Consider the following 18040-nt stretch of genomic DNA (forward strand, 5'->3'; position numbering starts at 1 on the left):
CACTTTATTTCTGGAGAGGAGAAGGTATTGAAATCATGTCAAGATCTCAAGAAATTTCTAAGTGGTTTCGTAATTTACAACATTCGAAAAAACTAAGTTGGATTTCTTACGTTGTATTAGGAGCAGTGCTGTTTTTTGCGCTTATGAATAATGTAAAACCAGAGCAATTAGATGTTAACATGTATTCTATTGCGAAAAAGACAATCCATTCTCCTATAAAAATTGAAGATAAAGTTACAACGGATAAAAAGAAAAAAGAAGCCGCTACAAAAGTTGAAGATCAATATACATATAAAAGTGAGTATAAACAAAATAAAGTTGATATTGTGAATGACGTCTTTGCTAAAGTAGATGAAGTGGTGCAAGAGATTAAAGCTGTTGGACCGGATGATCAAAAAAAGATGACTGATGCTGAGAAAGTGGACAAGTTAAAAAAGAAACTACCCACTGACTTAACGAAAGAATTATCTGATTCAAACTTACTAAATTTGATTAATGCAGATTCGAGCCAATTAGTATTAGCGAAAGATGCTGCGGTCACAGCGATTAATAGTATCATGACTGAGCATATTAAAATGGACGAATTGAAAGATGCGAAAGAACGATATGTAAGTGAGATGAATAGTGTTAATGTTGATAATGGTTTAAAAGAGTCAATTAAGGCGCTAGGAAGATATGCGATTTCAGCGAACTATTTTTATGACCCGACCTTAACGAAAGAGAAGAGAAAAGCAGAGGAAGATTTAGTTCCACCTGTTTATATTCTTCAAGGGCAAGTTCTTGTTAGAGAAGGTGAAACAATTTCAAGTGATGTGTATAATCAGTTGAAATTAGTTGGTTTGTTAGAAAAAGGGAACGGCTTTCAACCTTATGTTGGATTAGCGGTACTCATTGGTGTGTTACTATACTTTATGCATAAACAATTTGAATTATTTTTAAAGAGAAAAAGAGAAGATAGACCGTATGTTTTAGCGTATATTACAATTTTGTCTATTACAATCGTCTTAATGAAAATCATTAGTTTATTTCAAAAACTTGAATATGCAGGGATTGCATATGTTGTCCCAGTTGCGATGGGAACAATACTTGTAAAACTAATGATTGGTGATCGATTTGTCTTTTTAACGAGTATGATTTTTTCTGTATGCGGAAGTATTATGTTTAATGAAGGAGTAACGAGTACATTAAATTATAGTGTAGGGATTTACGTATTGTTAAGTTCATTATCGGTTAGTATTTTCTTGCGAGAAAAAAATCGTCGTACAATGATTTTACAAGCTGGTATACTCGTTTCTGTATTAAATGTAGTCGTATTAGCGGCGCTCTTATTATTACGTAATGGGAATTTTTCGCCTCTTGAAATTGGTACGCAATTATTAATGGCTTCACTTTCAGGGATTATATCATCCGTTTTGGCTATGGGGATTTTACCATATTTAGAAAGTGGACTTGGAATCGTATCAAGTATGAAGCTTATGGAACTATCAAGTCCAAATCATCCGCTTTTACGCAGAATTTTGTTAGAAGCGCCAGGGACATATCATCATAGTGTAATGGTAGCGAATCTTTCTGAGGCTGCTTGTGAAGCAGTGGGGGCAAATGGTGTATTAGCGCGTGTAGGGGCATATTATCATGATGTAGGAAAAACAGTACAACCGCAATTCTTTATTGAAAACCAAATGGGAATTGAAAACCCGCATGATAAATTAGATCCTGTAACGAGTAAAGATATTATAATTGCTCACGTAACGGATGGAGTAAGAATGCTCGAAGAATATCATATTCCACAAGAAATTATTGATATCGCTGGGCAACATCACGGTACAACGTTACTGAAATATTTTTATTATAAAGCTATTAAAGAAGATAAAGAAAAATATACAGAAGAGATGTTCCGTTATCCAGGTTCAAAAGCAACTTCGAAAGAATCGGCAATTGTTGGTATTGCTGATAGTGTAGAAGCTGCGGTACGTTCTATGAATCACCCAACGCCAGAACAAATTAATAATTTGGTGCAAAGTATTATTAAAGATCGACTGCAAGACGGTCAATTTAGTGAATGTGATTTGACGTTTAAGGAACTACAAATCGTTGGAAAAACGTTGTGTGAAACGTTAAATGGTATTTTCCATTCGCGTATTACATATCCGGAACCTCCGGAAGAAAAGGAGAAAGAATGAGTTTGTTAATTGATTTTATTGATGAAACAGAAGAAGTAAAAGAAGAGTATATGAGTTTAATTCGTGAAGTGTTAGAAAAAGCAGCTCAAATGGAAAATATCGAGGATGGTGCGGAGGTATCGGTGACATTTGTAGATAATGAGCGCATTAGAGAAATTAATCGTGATTACCGAGATAAAGATCAACCTACAGATGTAATATCCTTTGCCATGGAAGAGATGGGAGAAGGAGAAATGGAGATTGTTGGTGCAGAGATGCCGCGCATGTTAGGTGATCTTATTATCTCTATTCCGAGGGCGAAAGAGCAAGCTGAAGAGTACGGACATTCTTTCGATCGTGAACTTGGATTTTTGGCGTTGCATGGCTTTTTACATTTACTTGGTTATGATCACATGACTGAAGATGATGAAAAAGAAATGTTCGGAAGACAAAAAGAAATTTTAGAAGCTTTTGGATTAGGACGATGAAAAAAGGAAAACTTATAGATAGTTTTGGATATGCTATAGCTGGTATATTCTTTTGTTTTCGTCATGAACGAAATATGAAAATCCATTATTTAGCCGCAGTCATTGTTATATGCTGCGGCTTTTATTTCCATATTACGAAAATAGAGTGGATGATATTACTTATTGTAATAGGGAGTGTAATGAGTTTAGAGATGGTAAATACGGCTGTGGAAAAAACGGTAGATTTAGCGACTGCCGATATTCATCCGTTTGCAAAAATTGCAAAGGATGTTGCGGCAGGAGCAGTTTTATTGTTTGCAATTATAGCTGTTATAATTGGTGCTATTATCTTTTTACCGTATATGGTATAGTTGCATTCCGAAGCTTTTATTAAGCTTTGGAAGTGCTGTAAGGGCCTTTAATGAGAGAGTGTATCTCTTCATAGCTGTGAACAGGAAGGATGCGGGAATATGAATAGTAAACAATTAATTCTAGAAGCAATCGAAGCGCGTAAACAAGCGTACGTACCATATTCTAAATTTCAAGTGGGTGCAGCATTATTAACGCGCGGTGGAAAAGTATATCGTGGATGTAATGTTGAGAATGCATCATATGGCTTATGTAATTGTGCTGAAAGAACAGCTTTATTTAAGGCGGTTTCTGAAGGAGATAAAGAATTTGTAGCCATTGCGGTTGTAGCAGATACAAAGCGCCCAGTACCTCCTTGTGGAGCATGTCGACAAGTTATGGTAGAATTATGTAAACAGGATACGAAAGTATACTTATCAAACTTACATGGTGACGTTCAAGAGACGACAGTCGGAGAATTGTTACCAGGAGCATTTTTAGCGGAGGATTTACATGAATAGAAAAGGTTATAAATCAGGTTTTGTCTCTATTATTGGCAGACCGAATGTTGGAAAATCTACATTTTTAAACCGTATTATCGGCCAGAAAATTGCTATTATGAGTGATAAGCCACAAACGACTCGTAATAAAATTCAAGGTGTATATACAGAAAATGATGCACAAGTTATTTTCATTGATACACCAGGAATACATAAACCTAAACATAAATTAGGCGACTTCATGGTAAAGATGGCGCAAACGACATTAAAAGAAGTGGATATTGTTCTGTTTATGGTTAATGCAGTTGAAGGATTTGGTCGTGGTGAGGAATTCATCATTGAGAAATTAAAAGAAACGAAACAACCAGTATTTTTAGTCATTAATAAAATTGACCAACTTCATCCAGAGCAATTACTAGAGTTAATTGATCAATATCGTAAACTACATGAGTTTGCAGAGATCGTACCAATTTCTGCGTTAGACGGTAATAATGTGGACGCTTTAATTGGAACAATTAAAAAGTATTTACCAGAAGGACCACAATACTATCCAGAGAATCAAGTAACGGATCATCCGGAGAGATTTATTATTGCAGAGCTTATTCGTGAGAAAGTACTACATTTAACACGTGAAGAAGTGCCGCATTCTGTGGCTGTTGTTATCGATGCGATTCAAAAGCGTGAGGGCGGGGCAGTTTATATAAATGCAACGATTGTTGTTGAACGTGCATCACAAAAAGGAATCATCATCGGAAAACAAGGAAAAATGTTAAAAGAAGTTGGTAAGCGAGCTCGTTTTGATATTGAAGCGCTACTTGGTTCTAAAGTATTTTTAGAAGTATGGGTAAAAGTGCAAAAAGATTGGCGTAATAAAATGTCTCAGCTTCGTGACCTAGGTTTCCGCGAGGATGAGTACTAAAATAGAGTAAAGTTGTAATCAGTGGATGGTTGGTTCATCCACTGATTATTGGTTTTTATGAACTTTGATAAATTAGGAAAAATTTTTCTCACATGAAAATGGACAAAATGGGTCAATTTAATAACAACAAAGGAAATTGGTTTATAGGCTACGCTTATTGAGAAAGGTGGATTCTTATGCTAGATTTTACCTGGAAGTTTTTCTCCAAAACAGGAAGCATTGAAACGTACTTGCTTTTGAAAGAAATGGAAAAAGACGTAAACGATGAGATGGATCAACATGAAGAGGAGCTAGCGCATCTAGACTCTCCAATTTCTTGACCCGTTTTGTTCAAACCTTGGATGGTGACGAACATGTTTCAAAAAGTTGAGGGCATCGTTATCCGTACGACAGATTACGGAGAAACGAACAAGATTGTTACAATATTCTCAAGAGAACTTGGTAAGATAAGTGCAATGGCAAGAGGGGCAAAAAAGCCGAAAAGCCGGTTAGCATCTGTGTCGCAACTAATGACACATGGCCATTTTCTTATTCAAATGGGATCTGGGCTTGGAACATTGCAACAAGGCGAGATTATTTCAACTATGAAAGAAATTCGCGAGGATATATTTTTAACTGCTTATGCATCATTTATTGTTGAGTTAACTGATAAAGCAACAGAAGATAAAAAACATAATCCGTATTTATTTGAAATGTTATATCAAACGTTGCATTATATGTGTGAGGGTGTTGATTCAGAAGTATTATCATTAATTTATCAAACGAAAATGCTTCCGGTATTAGGGATGCGCCCGTACTTTGATACATGTGCGATTTGTCATCAAGAAACAGACTTTGTCGCCTTCTCCGTCAGGGAAGGCGGTTTTCTGTGCTCACGTCATGCAGAGCAAGACCCATATCGTATACCGGTAGGAGAAGCTGTTCATAAATTATTACGTCTTTTCTTCCATTTCGATTTACATAGGCTCGGAAATGTATCGGTAAAGGATAGCACAAAAAAACAAATGCGTTTAGTATTGAATACATATTATGATGAATATTGCGGAATTTATTTGAAATCAAGACGTTTTTTAGAACAACTTGATAAGTTTCAAATATAATTTTGGGCCGTATACGGTCCTTTTTACATACTTTCTTTTTCGAATAGCATATTTAGTATATAATATTTAAGAGATAGTATAACTTTTTTCGTTGTGCATTAAAGGTGGTGATTATCATAGAGCTGAATAAACGGCAAGAACATATCATTCAGATTGTAAAAGATCACGGTCCTATTACAGGGGAATCAATTGCAGCGCAATTGGGTCTAACACGTGCGACACTAAGACCAGACTTAGCAATTTTAACGATGGCTGGTTATTTAGAAGCACGTCCACGCGTAGGTTATTTTTATACAGGTAAAACTGGGGGGCAGCTATTATCTGAAGCTGTTAAGAAAATTAAAGTACAAGATTATCAATCTAGACCGGTTGTAATTGATAAAAATGTTTCCGTATACGATGCAATTTGTACGATGTTTTTAGAGGACGTTGGTACATTGTTCGTTGTAGATCAGATGACTCTATTAGTTGGTGTTGTGTCTCGTAAAGATTTATTAAGAGCGAGCTTAGGAAAGCAGGATTTAACCTCTCTTCCGGTTAATATTATCATGACAAGGATGCCAAACATTGCGATGTGTCGTAGAGAGGATTCTTTATATGATATTGCGATGGAATTAATAGAAAGACAGATTGATGCAATGCCAGTTGTAAAAGATACGAAACAAGGTTTAGAAGTGATTGGGCGAATTACAAAAACAAATATTACACGCGCGTTTGTAAATTTAGTAAATAACGAATAAGTGTGATTTGTTTAAAGTGAGGTAATGTAATGGATAATAAAATCGTATATGTCGTATCTGACTCTGTAGGGGAAACGGCTGATTTGGTTGTTCGAGCAGCAATGGGGCAATTCCCGTTTGCTCCTGATATTAGACGTGTACCGTATGTAGAAGATACAGGGACATTAAAAGAAGTGATTTCGATTGCTAAGAGTAATCAAGCACTTATATGTTTTACGTTAGTTAAGCCTGATATGCGCCAGTATTTAGTAACAGAGGCTGCAAAAGAAGGGGTAGAGGCATACGATATTATCGGCCCTCTTATTGATCAAATTGAAGAAATTACGGGGCAAGTGCCGAGATATGAGCCAGGTGTTGTCCGTAGGTTAGATGAAGAATACTTTAAAAAGATTGAAGCGATTGAGTTTGCTGTGAAGTATGATGACGGCAGAGATGCACGAGGTATTTTAAAAGCAGATATCGTGTTGATTGGTGTTTCGCGTACATCAAAAACACCACTTTCCCAATATTTAGCTCATAACAAACGCTTGAAAGTTGCGAATGTACCACTCGTACCAGAAGTTGACCCACCTGAAGAACTATATCAAGTGGCAAAAGAAAAATGTTTCGGTTTGAAAATTACGCCAGATAAGTTAAATCATATTCGAAAAGAACGATTAAAATCACTTGGATTAAGTGATGGAGCAACATATGCAAATATTAATCGTATTCAAGAAGAAATTGATCACTTTGAGGAAGTAATTAGTAAAATAAATTGCCAAGTAATCGATGTATCGAATAAAGCGATTGAAGAAACAGCAAATATTATTGTGAATGCAGTGCAAAACCAAAAAATGTTTTAGCACATTTACCAAAGGTGAATGTGCTTTTTTCGCTCGTGTGAAATATGATACCTATGGATTTTGTAATAGATTGTAGTGTAATGGTTATACTTATACTCCTTTGTCTTTTAGTATATTCAAGATGTGAGTTTGTCATCCTGAAATGTAAGATGAAAAAATAAAGGGATATGTAGCGTAGTTGAAGAAAATATATTATAATAAAAAATTGTGATAAAAACCTATATTTTACGTTTAGACTTTAATTTTTCAGAATAAACTAGGGATAGGATTTACGAAAAAGACATGTAATTACGTTAAATCGACAAAATCTATACAAGAAAACGCACATTATGGAAGGATTCACAGAAGGGATGTAGAATACAGAAATATGCAAAACATCAACAACATATTAGTTGGTGTAGATGTATATCCCGTGAAGGTTGAAATTGTGCAAGTTGGAGCGGAATTTCATGTCGGAATTTTGTTTGTCGCATCATATGCTCATCCTTTAAGGAAATAGCAAGGCAATTGGATCATTGTAGATACTGAACAAAATGGAGTTGATTGTTATATGGATCAACATGAAAAAGTTACAGATCTCAAGATCAAACAGTATATGTGGCTTGCTACTCTTCTTGTAAAAAGGTGTATATGTATTGTTTCTAAGAGATACATTTGTAACAGATGAGCAAATGTATACAATTTTATATAGCAAGTATGTATATGCGATTTATGCAGATAAAGGACCTATAGGAAAGGTTCAAAATCGTTTATACAATGTAATCGGCAACACTTTCTAACAAGTTTAGAAAAATATTGTCGAATTATAAAGGAATTTTTTAATTTATATCGAATACAAAATACGACACGGAGATGGAGTTATGGGGAACAGAATTCCCGAAGAAGTTGTTGAACAGATTCGGACATCATCCGATATTGTAGAAGTCATTGGTGAATACGTTCAACTTAGAAAACAGGGGCGTAACTATTTCGGCCTTTGTCCATTTCATGGTGAGAATTCTCCTTCATTCTCTGTTTCATCTGATAAGCAAATTTTTCATTGCTTCGGATGTGGAGAAGGTGGAAATGTATTTTCCTTTCTAATGAAAATGGAAGGACTGGCTTTTACCGAGGCTGTTCAAAAGCTAGGCGAAAGAAATGGAATTGCGGTTGCAGAGTATACATCAGGGCAAGGACAACAAGAAGAGATATCTGATGACACTGTCATCATGCAACAAGCTCATGAATTATTGAAAAAGTATTATCATCATTTATTAGTAAATACGGAAGAAGGAAATGAAGCACTTTCATATTTATTAAACCGTGGTATTACGAAAGAGATGATTGAGAAGTTTGAAATTGGTTATGCATCACCTGCTTGGGATGCAGCGACGAAAATTTTACAAAAAAGAGGTTTATCGCTGTCTAGTATGGAACAAGCTGGCCTTCTAATAAGAAGTGAGAAGGATGGTAGTCATTACGATCGCTTCCGTGGAAGAGTTATGTTCCCGATCTATACGTTACAAGGTAAGGTGATAGCGTTTAGTGGAAGGGCGTTAGGAGATGACACTCCGAAATATTTAAATAGCCCCGAAACGCCGATTTTTCACAAAAGTAAATTGTTGTATAACTTCCACCAAGCAAGACCGTTTATTAGAAAACGTGGGCAAGTGATTCTTTTTGAAGGATATGCCGATGTACTAGCTGCGGTAAAAAGTGGTGTGGAAGAAGCTGTTGCGACAATGGGAACAGCTTTAACTGAAGAACAAGCAAAACTTCTGCGACGTAACGTTGAAACTGTTGTTCTTTGCTATGATGGTGATAAAGCAGGGCGAGAAGCGACGATGAAAGCAGGGCAATTATTGCTAAAAGTTGGTTGCCAAGTGAAAGTCACATCCTTGCCAGATAAGCTTGATCCTGATGAATATGTGCAACAATATGGGACTACCGCTTTTGAAAATCTTGTGAAATCAAGTATGAGTTTTGTTGGTTTTAAAATAAATTATTTGCGTTTAGGGAAAAATTTGCAAGATGAGTCTGGCAAAGAAGAATATGTGAAAAGTGTTTTAAAAGAGTTATCGTTGTTACAAGATGCGATGCAGGCAGAGTCATATTTGAAGTCATTGTCGCAAGAGTTTTCGTATTCAATGGAAACGCTTTTGAATCAATTGCACCAATATCGCAAAGAACAAAAGGTACAGCAAAAACAAATAAAGCAGGTTGCTAAACCGTCTCAAGTCGTTCAAACAAAACCGAAGTTAACAGGTTTTGAAAGAGCGGAAAGAGAAATTATTTACCATATGTTGCAAAGTGCAGAAGTAGCTGTTCGTATGGAATCCCATATAGAAGATTTTCATACAGAAGAACATAAAGGGATTTTATATGAACTATACGCATATTATGAAAAGGGAAATGAACCTTCAGTCGGAACATTTCTAAGTTGGCTCTCTGATGAAAAGTTGAAAAATATTATCACTGATATTTCGACGGATGAATTTATTAATCCAGAATACACAGAAGAAGTGTTGCAAGGCCATCTGGAGACGCTTAGACGGCATCAGGAAAAACTTGAAAAGATGGAGATCATCTTTAAAGTGAAACAAATGGAAAAAACAGATCCTGTAGAGGCTGCTAAATATTATGTAGCATATTTACAAAATCAAAAAGCGAGAAAATAGCTTTTTTGATAAAGTTTTAGTATAATGAATGTTTGTATCTCGCGTAAGGAGGGGAACAGATGGCTGACAAACCAGCTCGTTCTAAACAAATTGAAACTGAAATGACCCTTGAGCAAGTGAAAGAACAACTCACTGAGCTCGGAAAAAAACGTGGCGTTCTTACATATGAAGAGATTGCAGAACGCATGAATGGATTTGAAATTGAATCCGATCAAATGGATGAATACTATGAATATTTAGGTGAACAAGGCATTGACTTAGTTGGTGATAATGACAACGAAGAAGGCCCTAATAATCGCCAAATTACAAAAACAGAAGAAGAGTTTGACCTCAATGATTTAAGTGTACCACCTGGGGTTAAAATCAACGATCCTGTTCGTATGTATTTAAAAGAAATTGGTCGTGTAGACTTACTATCTGCAGAAGAAGAAATTCGACTTGCAACGCGTATTGAAGAAGGCGATGAAGAAGCGAAACGTCGTCTTGCAGAAGCAAACTTACGTCTTGTAGTAAGTATTGCAAAGCGCTACGTAGGCCGTGGTATGCTTTTCTTAGACTTAATTCAAGAAGGTAATATGGGTCTAATTAAAGCTGTTGAAAAGTTCGATTATCGTAAAGGTTTCAAATTTAGTACGTATGCAACTTGGTGGATTCGCCAAGCTATTACACGTGCGATTGCAGACCAAGCGCGAACAATTCGTATTCCAGTTCATATGGTTGAAACGATTAATAAGTTAATTCGTGTACAACGTCAATTATTACAAGATTTAGGTCGCGAACCGTCTCCTGAAGAGATTGGTGAAGAAATGGATCTTGCTCCAGAAAAAGTACGTGAAATCTTAAAAATTGCACAGGAGCCAGTTTCTCTTGAAACACCAATTGGTGAAGAAGATGACTCCCATTTAGGTGACTTTATTGAAGACCAAGAAGCAACATCGCCTGCGGACCATGCAGCCTATGAATTGCTAAAAGAACAATTAGAAGATGTGTTAGATACACTAACAGATCGTGAAGAAAATGTTCTGCGTCTTCGTTTCGGTTTAGATGATGGACGAACTCGTACGCTTGAAGAAGTTGGGAAAGTATTCGGCGTAACGAGAGAGCGTATCCGTCAAATTGAAGCAAAAGCACTTCGCAAATTAAGACATCCAAGTCGTAGTAAGCGTCTTAAGGATTTCTTAGAATAGGTTATTTTTTAAGTTTACTTCACCTTTGTGAAGTAAACTTTTTTATTTTGTTAATTTTTGTTAAAATTTAGCTATCGGCAACGATTACAATTTCTTGTAATTTATTTTACAGAATTGTCTTTTGATTTGCAAATGCTCATTTTTCGATTTTTCGATTAATTTTGTTTATTCTATACAAAAATATATGTAGAAAAGCGAAAAATATGATGAGAAACGTTAATAATTATCGAAATAATAAGCTATATGACAATAAAAAACAATAAACTGAATTTATGGAATATTTCTAACAAGTAGTAGTTTACTCTTTTCTGATAGAGCGTTTTCAAGTACAATGGAAATGACTGAATCATCTAACTATTTAGGGGTATAGAGGGGGGAGAAGAGATATGAAACGTAATCCGCTGATTCCGTTCGCTCTTATTGCAGCATTGGGTATTATCGTTATGTTTGTATTTTCATTTCAGGGGCTAAATAAATCTAAAGAGTTAGCTGATGCAAAAAATGGCGGGAAGCCAGCACAAACAGCATCAAAACCAGAGGATATTGTGAAGCAAAGCTGTACGAGCTGCCACGGTGATCAGTTACAAGGGGCAGTAGGACCTAACTTACAAAAAATTGGTGGGAAACTTTCAAAGGATGAAATTAAAGAAATTCTTTCGAAAGGAAAGGGCAATATGCCTGCCAATATAGTTCCAGCTGATCAAGCCACTAAAGTAGCTGATTGGTTATCGAAGAAAAAATAAAGTTCCGTATGACAAGTCTTTTGCTTATGCAAAGGGCTTGTTTTTCTATATTTTCTAAAATACGATAAATGATAGAGAAGTGAATTGTTGTTATAGGCTTGCAACAACTACTATAAATTCATTATCATGGAGACAGACTGACAAGAGAAGGAGTAATGGAAATACATGAATGAAGTAAAGCTTTCAAAACGATTAGAAGAAGTTGTACGTGAAATACCGGTAGGATCTACAGTTGCTGATATTGGATCGGATCATGCGTATTTACCGTGTTATACAATTATAAATAATATTGCTACAAAAGCAGTTGCAGGAGAAGTTGTAGATGGACCGTTTCGTTCTGCGCAAGCAACTGTAGCTGAAAGTGGCTTGCAAGATAAAGTAGACGTTCGTAAAGGGAATGGATTAGCTGTTATAGCGCCAGGAGAAGTAGATGTTATTACGGTTGCTGGAATGGGTGGAGCGTTAATTCGTGACATTTTAGAAAGTGGTAAAGAAAAATTAGAAGGTGTAACACGTTTAATTTTACAGCCGAATATTGCAGCGCATCATATTCGTGAATGGTTTGTTGAAAATGGTTGGGAGCTTATCCATGAAAAAATCGTAAAAGAAGATGGGAAAATTTACGAGATTTTAGTAGGAGAGCGAGGAAATGTCGAAGCACCTTACTCGGAAAATAAGCAAGCGGGATTGTTTATGGGGCCATTTCTAATAAAAGCGAAAAATGAAGCTTTTGGTGAGAAATGGGAAGGGGAATTGAAAAACTTCCAAAATATTTTAAAACAGTTAGAACGTGCGGCTAATTCTGAAGAAACAAAAGCGAAGCGTGCGGAAGTAGAAGCGAAAATGAAAATGATAGAGGAGGTTTTATCATGAGTAAAATTCCAAATGGCCATGAAATTATTTCTTTATTTGAAAGTATGTATCCGAAGCATCTGGCGATGGAAGGAGATAAAATTGGTCTGCAGATTGGAGCGCTTAATAAATCTGTACAACACGTATTGATTGCATTAGACGTAACGGAGGAAGTTGTGGAGGAAGCGATTCAATTAGGAGCGAATGTCATTATCGCGCATCATCCTTTAATTTTTAATCCGTTAAAAGCGATTCATACAGATAAAGCGTACGGAAGAATTATTGAAACGTGTATTAAAAATGATATTGCCATTTATGCAGCGCATACAAATGTGGATGTTGCCAAGGGCGGGGTAAATGATTTACTTGCTGAGGCGTTAGGGTTGCAAAATACAGAAGTTTTGGCACCGACATATGCAGAAGAAATGAAAAAAGTTGTTGTGTTTGTGCCAGTAACTCATGCAGAGGAAGTACGAAAAGCATTAGGAGACGCAGGTGCTGGTCACATCGGTAATTATAGCCACTGTACGTTTAGTAGCGAGGGTACAGGTACGTTTGTACCTCAAGAGGGGACAAATCCTTATGTAGGGGAAACTGGACAGTTAGAGCGCGTAGAAGAAGTGCGAATCGAAACGATTATTCCAGTTTCACTACAACGAAAAGTGATTAAAGCAATGGTAACGGCGCATCCATATGAAGAAGTAGCATATGATGTGTACCCACTTGATAACAAAGGCGAAACATTAGGGCTTGGAAAAATAGGATATTTACAAGAAGAAATGACACTTGGACAGTTTGCAGAGCATGTAAAGCAATCATTAGATGTAAAGGGTGCACGAGTTGTTGGGAAATTAGATGATAAAGTGCGCAAAGTAGCTGTACTTGGTGGTGATGGTAACAAATACATCAATCAAGCTAAATTTAAAGGAGCGGATGTATATGTAACAGGTGACATGTATTATCATGTTGCTCATGATGCGATGATGCTCGGTTTAAATATAGTTGACCCAGGACATAACGTTGAAAAAGTAATGAAGCAAGGTGTACAAAAGCAATTACAAGAAAAAGTGGATGCAAAGAAACTCAATGTACACATTCATGCTTCGCAATTACATACAGATCCATTTACATTTGTATAAGAAAAATAAAAACCGTTGCTCATATAGGCAACGGTTTTTATTATTGTTCTTTTTTCACTTTTACACGAGGTAATATTTTTTGTAACGGTACTTTTCGAACTCTCTCCCATGTAGCGGGATTCATTGGGTCATATTGATCTAAGAAAGCGATAACTTCTTTCGTAATTGGAGTTGGAGTAGAAGCACCTGCTGTAACAGCTACGTTTTCTACACCTTGTAGCCACTCTAATTTAATCTCACTTACGTCTGCAACGCGGTATGCTTTCGTACCAGCAATTTCTTGTGACACTTGTGCTAAACGGTTGGAGTTGTTACTTTTCGGATCACCGACAACAATTGTTAAGTCTGCAACATCAGCTTGTTTAGCGACAGCTTCTTGGCGAACTTGAGTTGCTAAACAAATTTCTTTATGGAATTCTGCTGTTGGGAATTTTTTTTGAATGTCCTCCATTAAATGTTGAACATCCCATTGACTCATCGTTGTTTGATTCGTTACTAAAATTTTATCTGTTGGGATTTCTAATGTTTTTAAATCATCGGCTTTTTCGATAAGGTGAACGATGTCAGGTGCAATACCAACTGCGCCTTCTGGCTCTGGATGATTTTTTTTACCGATATAAATGACATGATACCCTTCCGCTTTCTTAGCTTCGATAAGGTCATGCGTCTTGGTAACATCTGGACAAGTGGCATCGATTGTTGTTAAACCTTTTTCTTTTGCGCGTTGTTTAACTTCTGGAGAAACACCGTGTGCAGTGAAAATAACAGTACCAGAATCAATTTTATCTAAAATTTCTAAGCGACTTGGACCGTCTAATGTGATGATTCCATCTTCTTCAAAAGCGTCTGTAACATGTTTATTGTGAACAATCATACCTAAAATATAAATGGGTCTCGGCAATGATTTATCTAATGCGGCGTTACGTGCAATTACCATTGCATCGACAACACCGTAGCAATAACCACGAGGGGAAATTTTAACAATTTTCATATGAGTAATCCTCTCCTTCTAAACAAGGGATACTTTTGTGCATAGTCTTTTACATTATAAAGGAGGAGTGGATAGAAAACAAAGGATTGTTACACATATAGTTTTGGTTTTGTTGCTGTTTTTTGAACAGGCTCCTCTCGTAATTCTTTTTCTATGACTGGCTCAATCACTATTTTTTTTCTTTTTCTTTTTTTTTGTGGAGGAGGCGGAGTTGCTACCTCAACCTTTTCTGTTATGTCTTCAGCCTGATTTTTAGTTGAATCTTCTTCCGTACTTTTTCCAGAGGTGAGGATTTTAACAATGCTTGGTAGGTTACGCATAATAGGGCCGTACTGTTCGACGACAGGGCTTACAGATTGAACGACTTGGGATACTTTTTCTATATTGTTTATCATATTAGTTGGATTCGAAATTAAATTCGCAAAAAAACTGCCGATGCCGCTACTGGATGCTGCTGTAGTTGCTGCACCGCCGCGCGTTTCGTTTGATTCGTACATTTGAGGGGGAATCATTTGCTCTGGATGCTGCTGCATGTATGGTTGATATTGCTGTGAGTACTGCTGTGGGTATTGCTGTTGATATTGGGGTTGATATTGTTGCCGATATTGAGGTGGCGGTTGCTGGTGCTGGTGCATCATTGGTGGCGGTCCTTCCATTTGTCGATAAGGCGGAACCATTTGCATGTAAGGTTCGGTTGGATCGTGTTTTTTAAAGAGTTTAGCAAGGAACCCTTTCTTTTTTTGTGCCATCGGTGGTAGTTGTGGAATTGGATATGGTGTATAAGGTTGCTGCCCTTGATTTGGATACATTTGTCTTGTGGGGGATTTTGGAAACATGTGAGAAATCCTCCTTTCTTCAGTTAGGTATATACACATACAATATGCAATAAGGGGGAAGAAGGTTAGTTTTTGAAGGGGAAACCTAAACTAAAGATGGATTTTACTTGTAGATTTCGATATAATGTAGACTTGACTGATTTGTGCGCGCAGTAGAAATTTAGAAAGAAGGTGTAACTTATGACACAACAAACTTTTACACAGTATGATTTTAAACCATTTTTAATAGATGCAGTTCGTGAACTACGCTTTACAGAGCCGACAGGAATTCAGCAGAAAATTTTCCCGGTCGTGAAAAAAGGTGTAAGTGTAATTGGACAATCCCAAACAGGTTCTGGGAAAACACATGCATACTTACTTCCTACATTGAACAGAATTAATGCAAGCCGTGAAGAAGTACAACTTGTTATTACAGCACCTACTCGTGAGTTAGCACAACAAATTTACGAAGAGATTGTGAAATTAACAAAATTCTGTGCGGAAGATCAAATAATTACAGCGCGTTGTTTAATTGGTGGAACTGATAAACAACGTTCAATTGAAAAATTGAAAAAACAACCTCATATCGTAGTCGGGACACCAGGACGTATTAAAGACTTAGTAGAAGAACAAGCATTATTTGTTCATAAAGCAAATACGATTATTGTCGATGAAGCTGACTTAATGCTTGATATGGGATTCATTCACGATGTAGATAAAATTGCAGCACGCATGCCTAAAAACTTGCAAATGCTAGTTTTCTCTGCAACAATTCCTCAAAAACTAAAACCGTTTCTGAAGAAATATATGGAGAATCCAGAGCATATTCATATCAATCCAAAACAAGTTGCAGCTGGAAACATTGAACACTATTTAGTGCCTTCTAAACATCGTAATAAAATTGATTTAGTGAATAAAATGCTACTTCAATTTAAACCGTATTTAGCAGTTGTTTTCACGAATACGAAAAAGATGGCAGATCAAGTTGCTGATGGATTAATGGAACGCGGCTTAAAAGTTGGACGAATTCACGGGGATTTATCACCACGTGATCGTAAAAAAATGATGAAACAAATTCGTGACCTTGAATTCCAATATATTGTTGCGACTGATTTAGCAGCACGTGGTATTGATATTGAAGGAATTAGCCATGTTATTAACTATGAGCTACCATCAGATTTAGATTTCTTCGTTCACCGCGTTGGAAGAACAGCACGTGCGGGGCATTCTGGTATTGCAGTGACGATTTATGATCCAGCAAACGAAGAAGCATTAGATAGCTTAGAAAAACAACGTCATATCGAGTTTAAACATGTAGATTTACGCGGAGATGAGTGGGCGGATTTAGGTGAGCGTCGTCGTCGTAAGAGCCGTAAAAAACCAAATGACGAACTTGATGTTATGGCAACGAAAGTTATTAAAAAACCGAAAAAAGTAAAACCAAACTATAAACGTAAACTTGCAACAGAACGTGACAAAGTGAAGAGAAAATATAGCAATAAAAAAAGATAAGGGGTTTCCCTTATCTTTTTTTAATCCCGCTAATTTAAATGAAGAGTATAGTCTGTTTAAATACTCATATAAATTTGTGTAGTGCGTCTTTTGTGAACAAACAATTCACTACATATTTCTACAAATTATGCTATCATTATATCTATTGTATATTGAAGAGGTGATTGTATGTTAAAGATTGGATCTCATGTTTCCATGAGTGGTAAGAACATGTTATTAGCAGCAAGTGAAGAGGCTGTTTCATACGGTGCAACAACGTTTATGATTTATACAGGTGCACCGCAAAATACACGAAGAAAACCAATTGAAGAATTGAACATAGAAGCAGGAAGAAAACATATGGAGCTGAATGGTATTGAGGAAATTATCGTCCATGCGCCGTATATTATTAATGTTGGGAATACGACGAAGCCAGAAACATTCCAATTAGGTGTAGACTTCCTTCGTATGGAAATTGAAAGGACATCGGCATTAGGTGTAGCGAAACAAATTGTTCTTCACCCAGGAGCGCACGTTGGTGCTGGAGCAGATGCTGGTATTCAACAAATTATTAAAGGGCTTAATGAAGTATTAACGCCAGAACAGACGGTTAACATTGCGTTAGAGACGATGGCAGGAAAAGGAACAGAATGTGGTCGTAGCTTTGAAGAAATTGCAAAGATCATTGATGGCGTAAAATATAATGAAAAGCTATCTGTATGTTTTGATACGTGTCATACGCACGATGCAGGATATGATATTGTAAATGACTTTGACGGTGTATTAAACGAATTTGATAAGATCGTTGGTGTGGATCGTTTGCAAGTACTTCATATTAATGATAGTAAAAATGTACGCGGAGCAGGAAAAGACCGTCATGAAAACATCGGATTTGGTCACATTGGGTATAAAGCGTTGCATCATATTGTACATCATCCACAGTTAATGCATGTACCAAAAATTCTTGAAACACCGTATGTAGGGGAAGATAAAAAAGATAAGAAGCCACCATACAAATTGGAAATCGAAATGCTGAAAAACGGTACTTTTGATGAAGGGCTTCTTGAAAAAATTAAAGCGCAATAAGGAG

At 36.5% G+C, this 18040-nt stretch carries 19 protein-coding genes; 17 read left to right on the forward strand and 2 right to left on the reverse strand.

Annotated features, from left to right (window positions below; genetic code table 11):
* Nucleotides 1–35: 35 nt before the first annotated feature.
* The 15 genes from MR170_RS07025 to MR170_RS07095 all read left to right on the forward strand — a co-directional run bounded on the left by MR170_RS07025 (nt 36) and on the right by MR170_RS07095 (nt 13653).
* A complete protein-coding gene (locus tag MR170_RS07025) occupies nt 36–2180 on the forward strand; it encodes an HD family phosphohydrolase (RefSeq protein ID WP_029443317.1) in 2145 nt (714 codons plus the stop codon).
* Nucleotides 2177–2647 carry an rRNA maturation RNase YbeY gene (ybeY, locus tag MR170_RS07030; RefSeq protein ID WP_016080260.1) on the forward strand — a complete coding sequence of 157 codons (471 nt, stop codon included), beginning with the start codon at nt 2177–2179 and terminating at the stop codon, nt 2645–2647. Before MR170_RS07025 ends, ybeY begins: the two co-directional genes overlap by 4 nt.
* A complete protein-coding gene (locus MR170_RS07035) occupies nt 2644–2997 on the forward strand; it encodes a diacylglycerol kinase family protein (RefSeq protein WP_000715464.1) in 354 nt (117 codons plus the stop codon). Before ybeY ends, MR170_RS07035 begins: the two co-directional genes overlap by 4 nt.
* A gap of 99 nt (nt 2998–3096) precedes the next feature.
* A complete protein-coding gene (locus MR170_RS07040) occupies nt 3097–3495 on the forward strand; it encodes a cytidine deaminase (RefSeq protein ID WP_001086285.1) in 399 nt (132 codons plus the stop codon).
* Entirely contained in the window at nt 3488–4393 is a 906-nt protein-coding gene (era, locus tag MR170_RS07045) for a GTPase Era (protein ID WP_001080230.1), read from the forward strand. The genes MR170_RS07040 and era overlap by 8 nt, the downstream gene beginning before the upstream one ends.
* A 176-nt stretch (nt 4394–4569) precedes the next feature.
* On the forward strand, nt 4570–4713 hold the full coding sequence (locus tag MR170_RS07050; RefSeq protein WP_000883924.1) for a YqzL family protein: 144 nt from the start codon (nt 4570–4572) through the stop codon (nt 4711–4713).
* 33 nt (nt 4714–4746) lie between these two features.
* A complete protein-coding gene (gene recO / locus MR170_RS07055; protein ID WP_000487007.1) occupies nt 4747–5493 on the forward strand; it encodes a DNA repair protein RecO in 747 nt (248 codons plus the stop codon).
* A gap of 107 nt (nt 5494–5600) precedes the next feature.
* Nucleotides 5601–6233 carry a transcriptional regulator CcpN gene (gene ccpN / locus MR170_RS07060; RefSeq protein ID WP_000583756.1) on the forward strand — a complete coding sequence of 211 codons (633 nt, stop codon included), beginning with the start codon at nt 5601–5603 and terminating at the stop codon, nt 6231–6233.
* 29 nt (nt 6234–6262) lie between these two features.
* Nucleotides 6263–7075, forward strand: coding sequence for a pyruvate, water dikinase regulatory protein (locus tag MR170_RS07065; RefSeq protein ID WP_000368944.1), 813 nt, complete (start codon nt 6263–6265; stop codon nt 7073–7075).
* Nucleotides 7076–7710: 635 nt separating this feature from the next.
* Complete coding sequence (locus tag MR170_RS07070) at nt 7711–7854, forward strand: hypothetical protein (protein WP_000479733.1); 144 nt, start codon at nt 7711–7713, stop codon at nt 7852–7854.
* 81 nt (nt 7855–7935) lie between these two features.
* The gene (gene dnaG, locus MR170_RS07075) at nt 7936–9732 is read left to right on the forward strand and encodes a DNA primase (RefSeq protein WP_242307833.1); all 1797 of its coding nucleotides are present in this window, start codon (nt 7936–7938) and stop codon (nt 9730–9732) included.
* Nucleotides 9733–9791: 59 nt separating this feature from the next.
* Nucleotides 9792–10919: an RNA polymerase sigma factor RpoD gene (gene rpoD, locus MR170_RS07080; RefSeq protein WP_000764066.1), complete on the forward strand. Its 1128-nt coding sequence runs from the start codon at nt 9792–9794 to the stop codon at nt 10917–10919.
* Nucleotides 10920–11305: 386 nt separating this feature from the next.
* Nucleotides 11306–11662 carry a cytochrome c550 gene (cccA, locus tag MR170_RS07085; RefSeq protein WP_000828142.1) on the forward strand — a complete coding sequence of 119 codons (357 nt, stop codon included), beginning with the start codon at nt 11306–11308 and terminating at the stop codon, nt 11660–11662.
* A 165-nt stretch (nt 11663–11827) separates the two neighbouring features.
* Nucleotides 11828–12535 (forward strand): tRNA (adenine(22)-N(1))-methyltransferase, encoded by a 708-nt coding sequence (locus tag MR170_RS07090; RefSeq protein ID WP_043936252.1) that lies wholly within the window; start codon nt 11828–11830, stop codon nt 12533–12535.
* Nucleotides 12532–13653, forward strand: a complete 1122-nt coding sequence (locus MR170_RS07095) for a Nif3-like dinuclear metal center hexameric protein (protein WP_048563817.1) — start codon at nt 12532–12534, stop codon at nt 13651–13653. The genes MR170_RS07090 and MR170_RS07095 overlap by 4 nt, the downstream gene beginning before the upstream one ends.
* Nucleotides 13654–13693: 40 nt before the next feature.
* On the opposite strand, the gene MR170_RS07100 is transcribed toward MR170_RS07095, so the two are convergent.
* Nucleotides 13694–14644: a 4-hydroxy-3-methylbut-2-enyl diphosphate reductase gene (locus tag MR170_RS07100; RefSeq protein ID WP_000706657.1), complete on the reverse strand. Its 951-nt coding sequence runs from the start codon at nt 14642–14644 to the stop codon at nt 13694–13696.
* Nucleotides 14645–14733: 89 nt separating this feature from the next.
* Nucleotides 14734–15480 carry a VrrA/YqfQ family protein gene (gene vrrA / locus MR170_RS07105; protein WP_050844526.1) on the reverse strand — a complete coding sequence of 249 codons (747 nt, stop codon included), beginning with the start codon at nt 15478–15480 and terminating at the stop codon, nt 14734–14736.
* Nucleotides 15481–15660: 180 nt separating this feature from the next.
* Between vrrA and MR170_RS07110 the strand changes: the two genes are divergently transcribed.
* A complete protein-coding gene (locus MR170_RS07110) occupies nt 15661–16971 on the forward strand; it encodes a DEAD/DEAH box helicase (RefSeq protein ID WP_242307835.1) in 1311 nt (436 codons plus the stop codon).
* A gap of 168 nt (nt 16972–17139) precedes the next feature.
* Nucleotides 17140–18036 carry a deoxyribonuclease IV gene (locus MR170_RS07115; protein WP_016080267.1) on the forward strand — a complete coding sequence of 299 codons (897 nt, stop codon included), beginning with the start codon at nt 17140–17142 and terminating at the stop codon, nt 18034–18036.
* The last annotated feature ends 4 nt before the right edge of the window (nt 18037–18040 follow it).

It is taken from the genome of Bacillus cereus group sp. BfR-BA-01524 (assembly GCF_022662595.1).
Taxonomy (GTDB): Bacteria; Bacillota; Bacilli; order Bacillales; family Bacillaceae_G; genus Bacillus_A; species Bacillus_A thuringiensis_S.

Coding starts and splice junctions, on each gene's coding strand:
- MR170_RS07025 (WP_029443317.1), top strand. CDS start 36: ATGTCAAGATCTCAAGAAATTTCTAAGTGGTTTCGTAATTTACAACAT.
- ybeY (WP_016080260.1), top strand. CDS start 2,177: ATGAGTTTGTTAATTGATTTTATTGATGAAACAGAAGAAGTAAAAGAA.
- MR170_RS07035 (WP_000715464.1), top strand. CDS start 2,644: ATGAAAAAAGGAAAACTTATAGATAGTTTTGGATATGCTATAGCTGGT.
- MR170_RS07040 (WP_001086285.1), top strand. CDS start 3,097: ATGAATAGTAAACAATTAATTCTAGAAGCAATCGAAGCGCGTAAACAA.
- era (WP_001080230.1), top strand. CDS start 3,488: ATGAATAGAAAAGGTTATAAATCAGGTTTTGTCTCTATTATTGGCAGA.
- MR170_RS07050 (WP_000883924.1), top strand. CDS start 4,570: ATGCTAGATTTTACCTGGAAGTTTTTCTCCAAAACAGGAAGCATTGAA.
- recO (WP_000487007.1), top strand. CDS start 4,747: ATGTTTCAAAAAGTTGAGGGCATCGTTATCCGTACGACAGATTACGGA.
- MR170_RS07065 (WP_000368944.1), top strand. CDS start 6,263: ATGGATAATAAAATCGTATATGTCGTATCTGACTCTGTAGGGGAAACG.
- dnaG (WP_242307833.1), top strand. CDS start 7,936: ATGGGGAACAGAATTCCCGAAGAAGTTGTTGAACAGATTCGGACATCA.
- rpoD (WP_000764066.1), top strand. CDS start 9,792: ATGGCTGACAAACCAGCTCGTTCTAAACAAATTGAAACTGAAATGACC.
- cccA (WP_000828142.1), top strand. CDS start 11,306: ATGAAACGTAATCCGCTGATTCCGTTCGCTCTTATTGCAGCATTGGGT.
- MR170_RS07090 (WP_043936252.1), top strand. CDS start 11,828: ATGAATGAAGTAAAGCTTTCAAAACGATTAGAAGAAGTTGTACGTGAA.
- MR170_RS07095 (WP_048563817.1), top strand. CDS start 12,532: ATGAGTAAAATTCCAAATGGCCATGAAATTATTTCTTTATTTGAAAGT.
- MR170_RS07100 (WP_000706657.1), bottom strand. CDS start 14,644: ATGAAAATTGTTAAAATTTCCCCTCGTGGTTATTGCTACGGTGTTGTC.
- vrrA (WP_050844526.1), bottom strand. CDS start 15,480: ATGTTTCCAAAATCCCCCACAAGACAAATGTATCCAAATCAAGGGCAG.
- MR170_RS07110 (WP_242307835.1), top strand. CDS start 15,661: ATGACACAACAAACTTTTACACAGTATGATTTTAAACCATTTTTAATA.
- MR170_RS07115 (WP_016080267.1), top strand. CDS start 17,140: ATGTTAAAGATTGGATCTCATGTTTCCATGAGTGGTAAGAACATGTTA.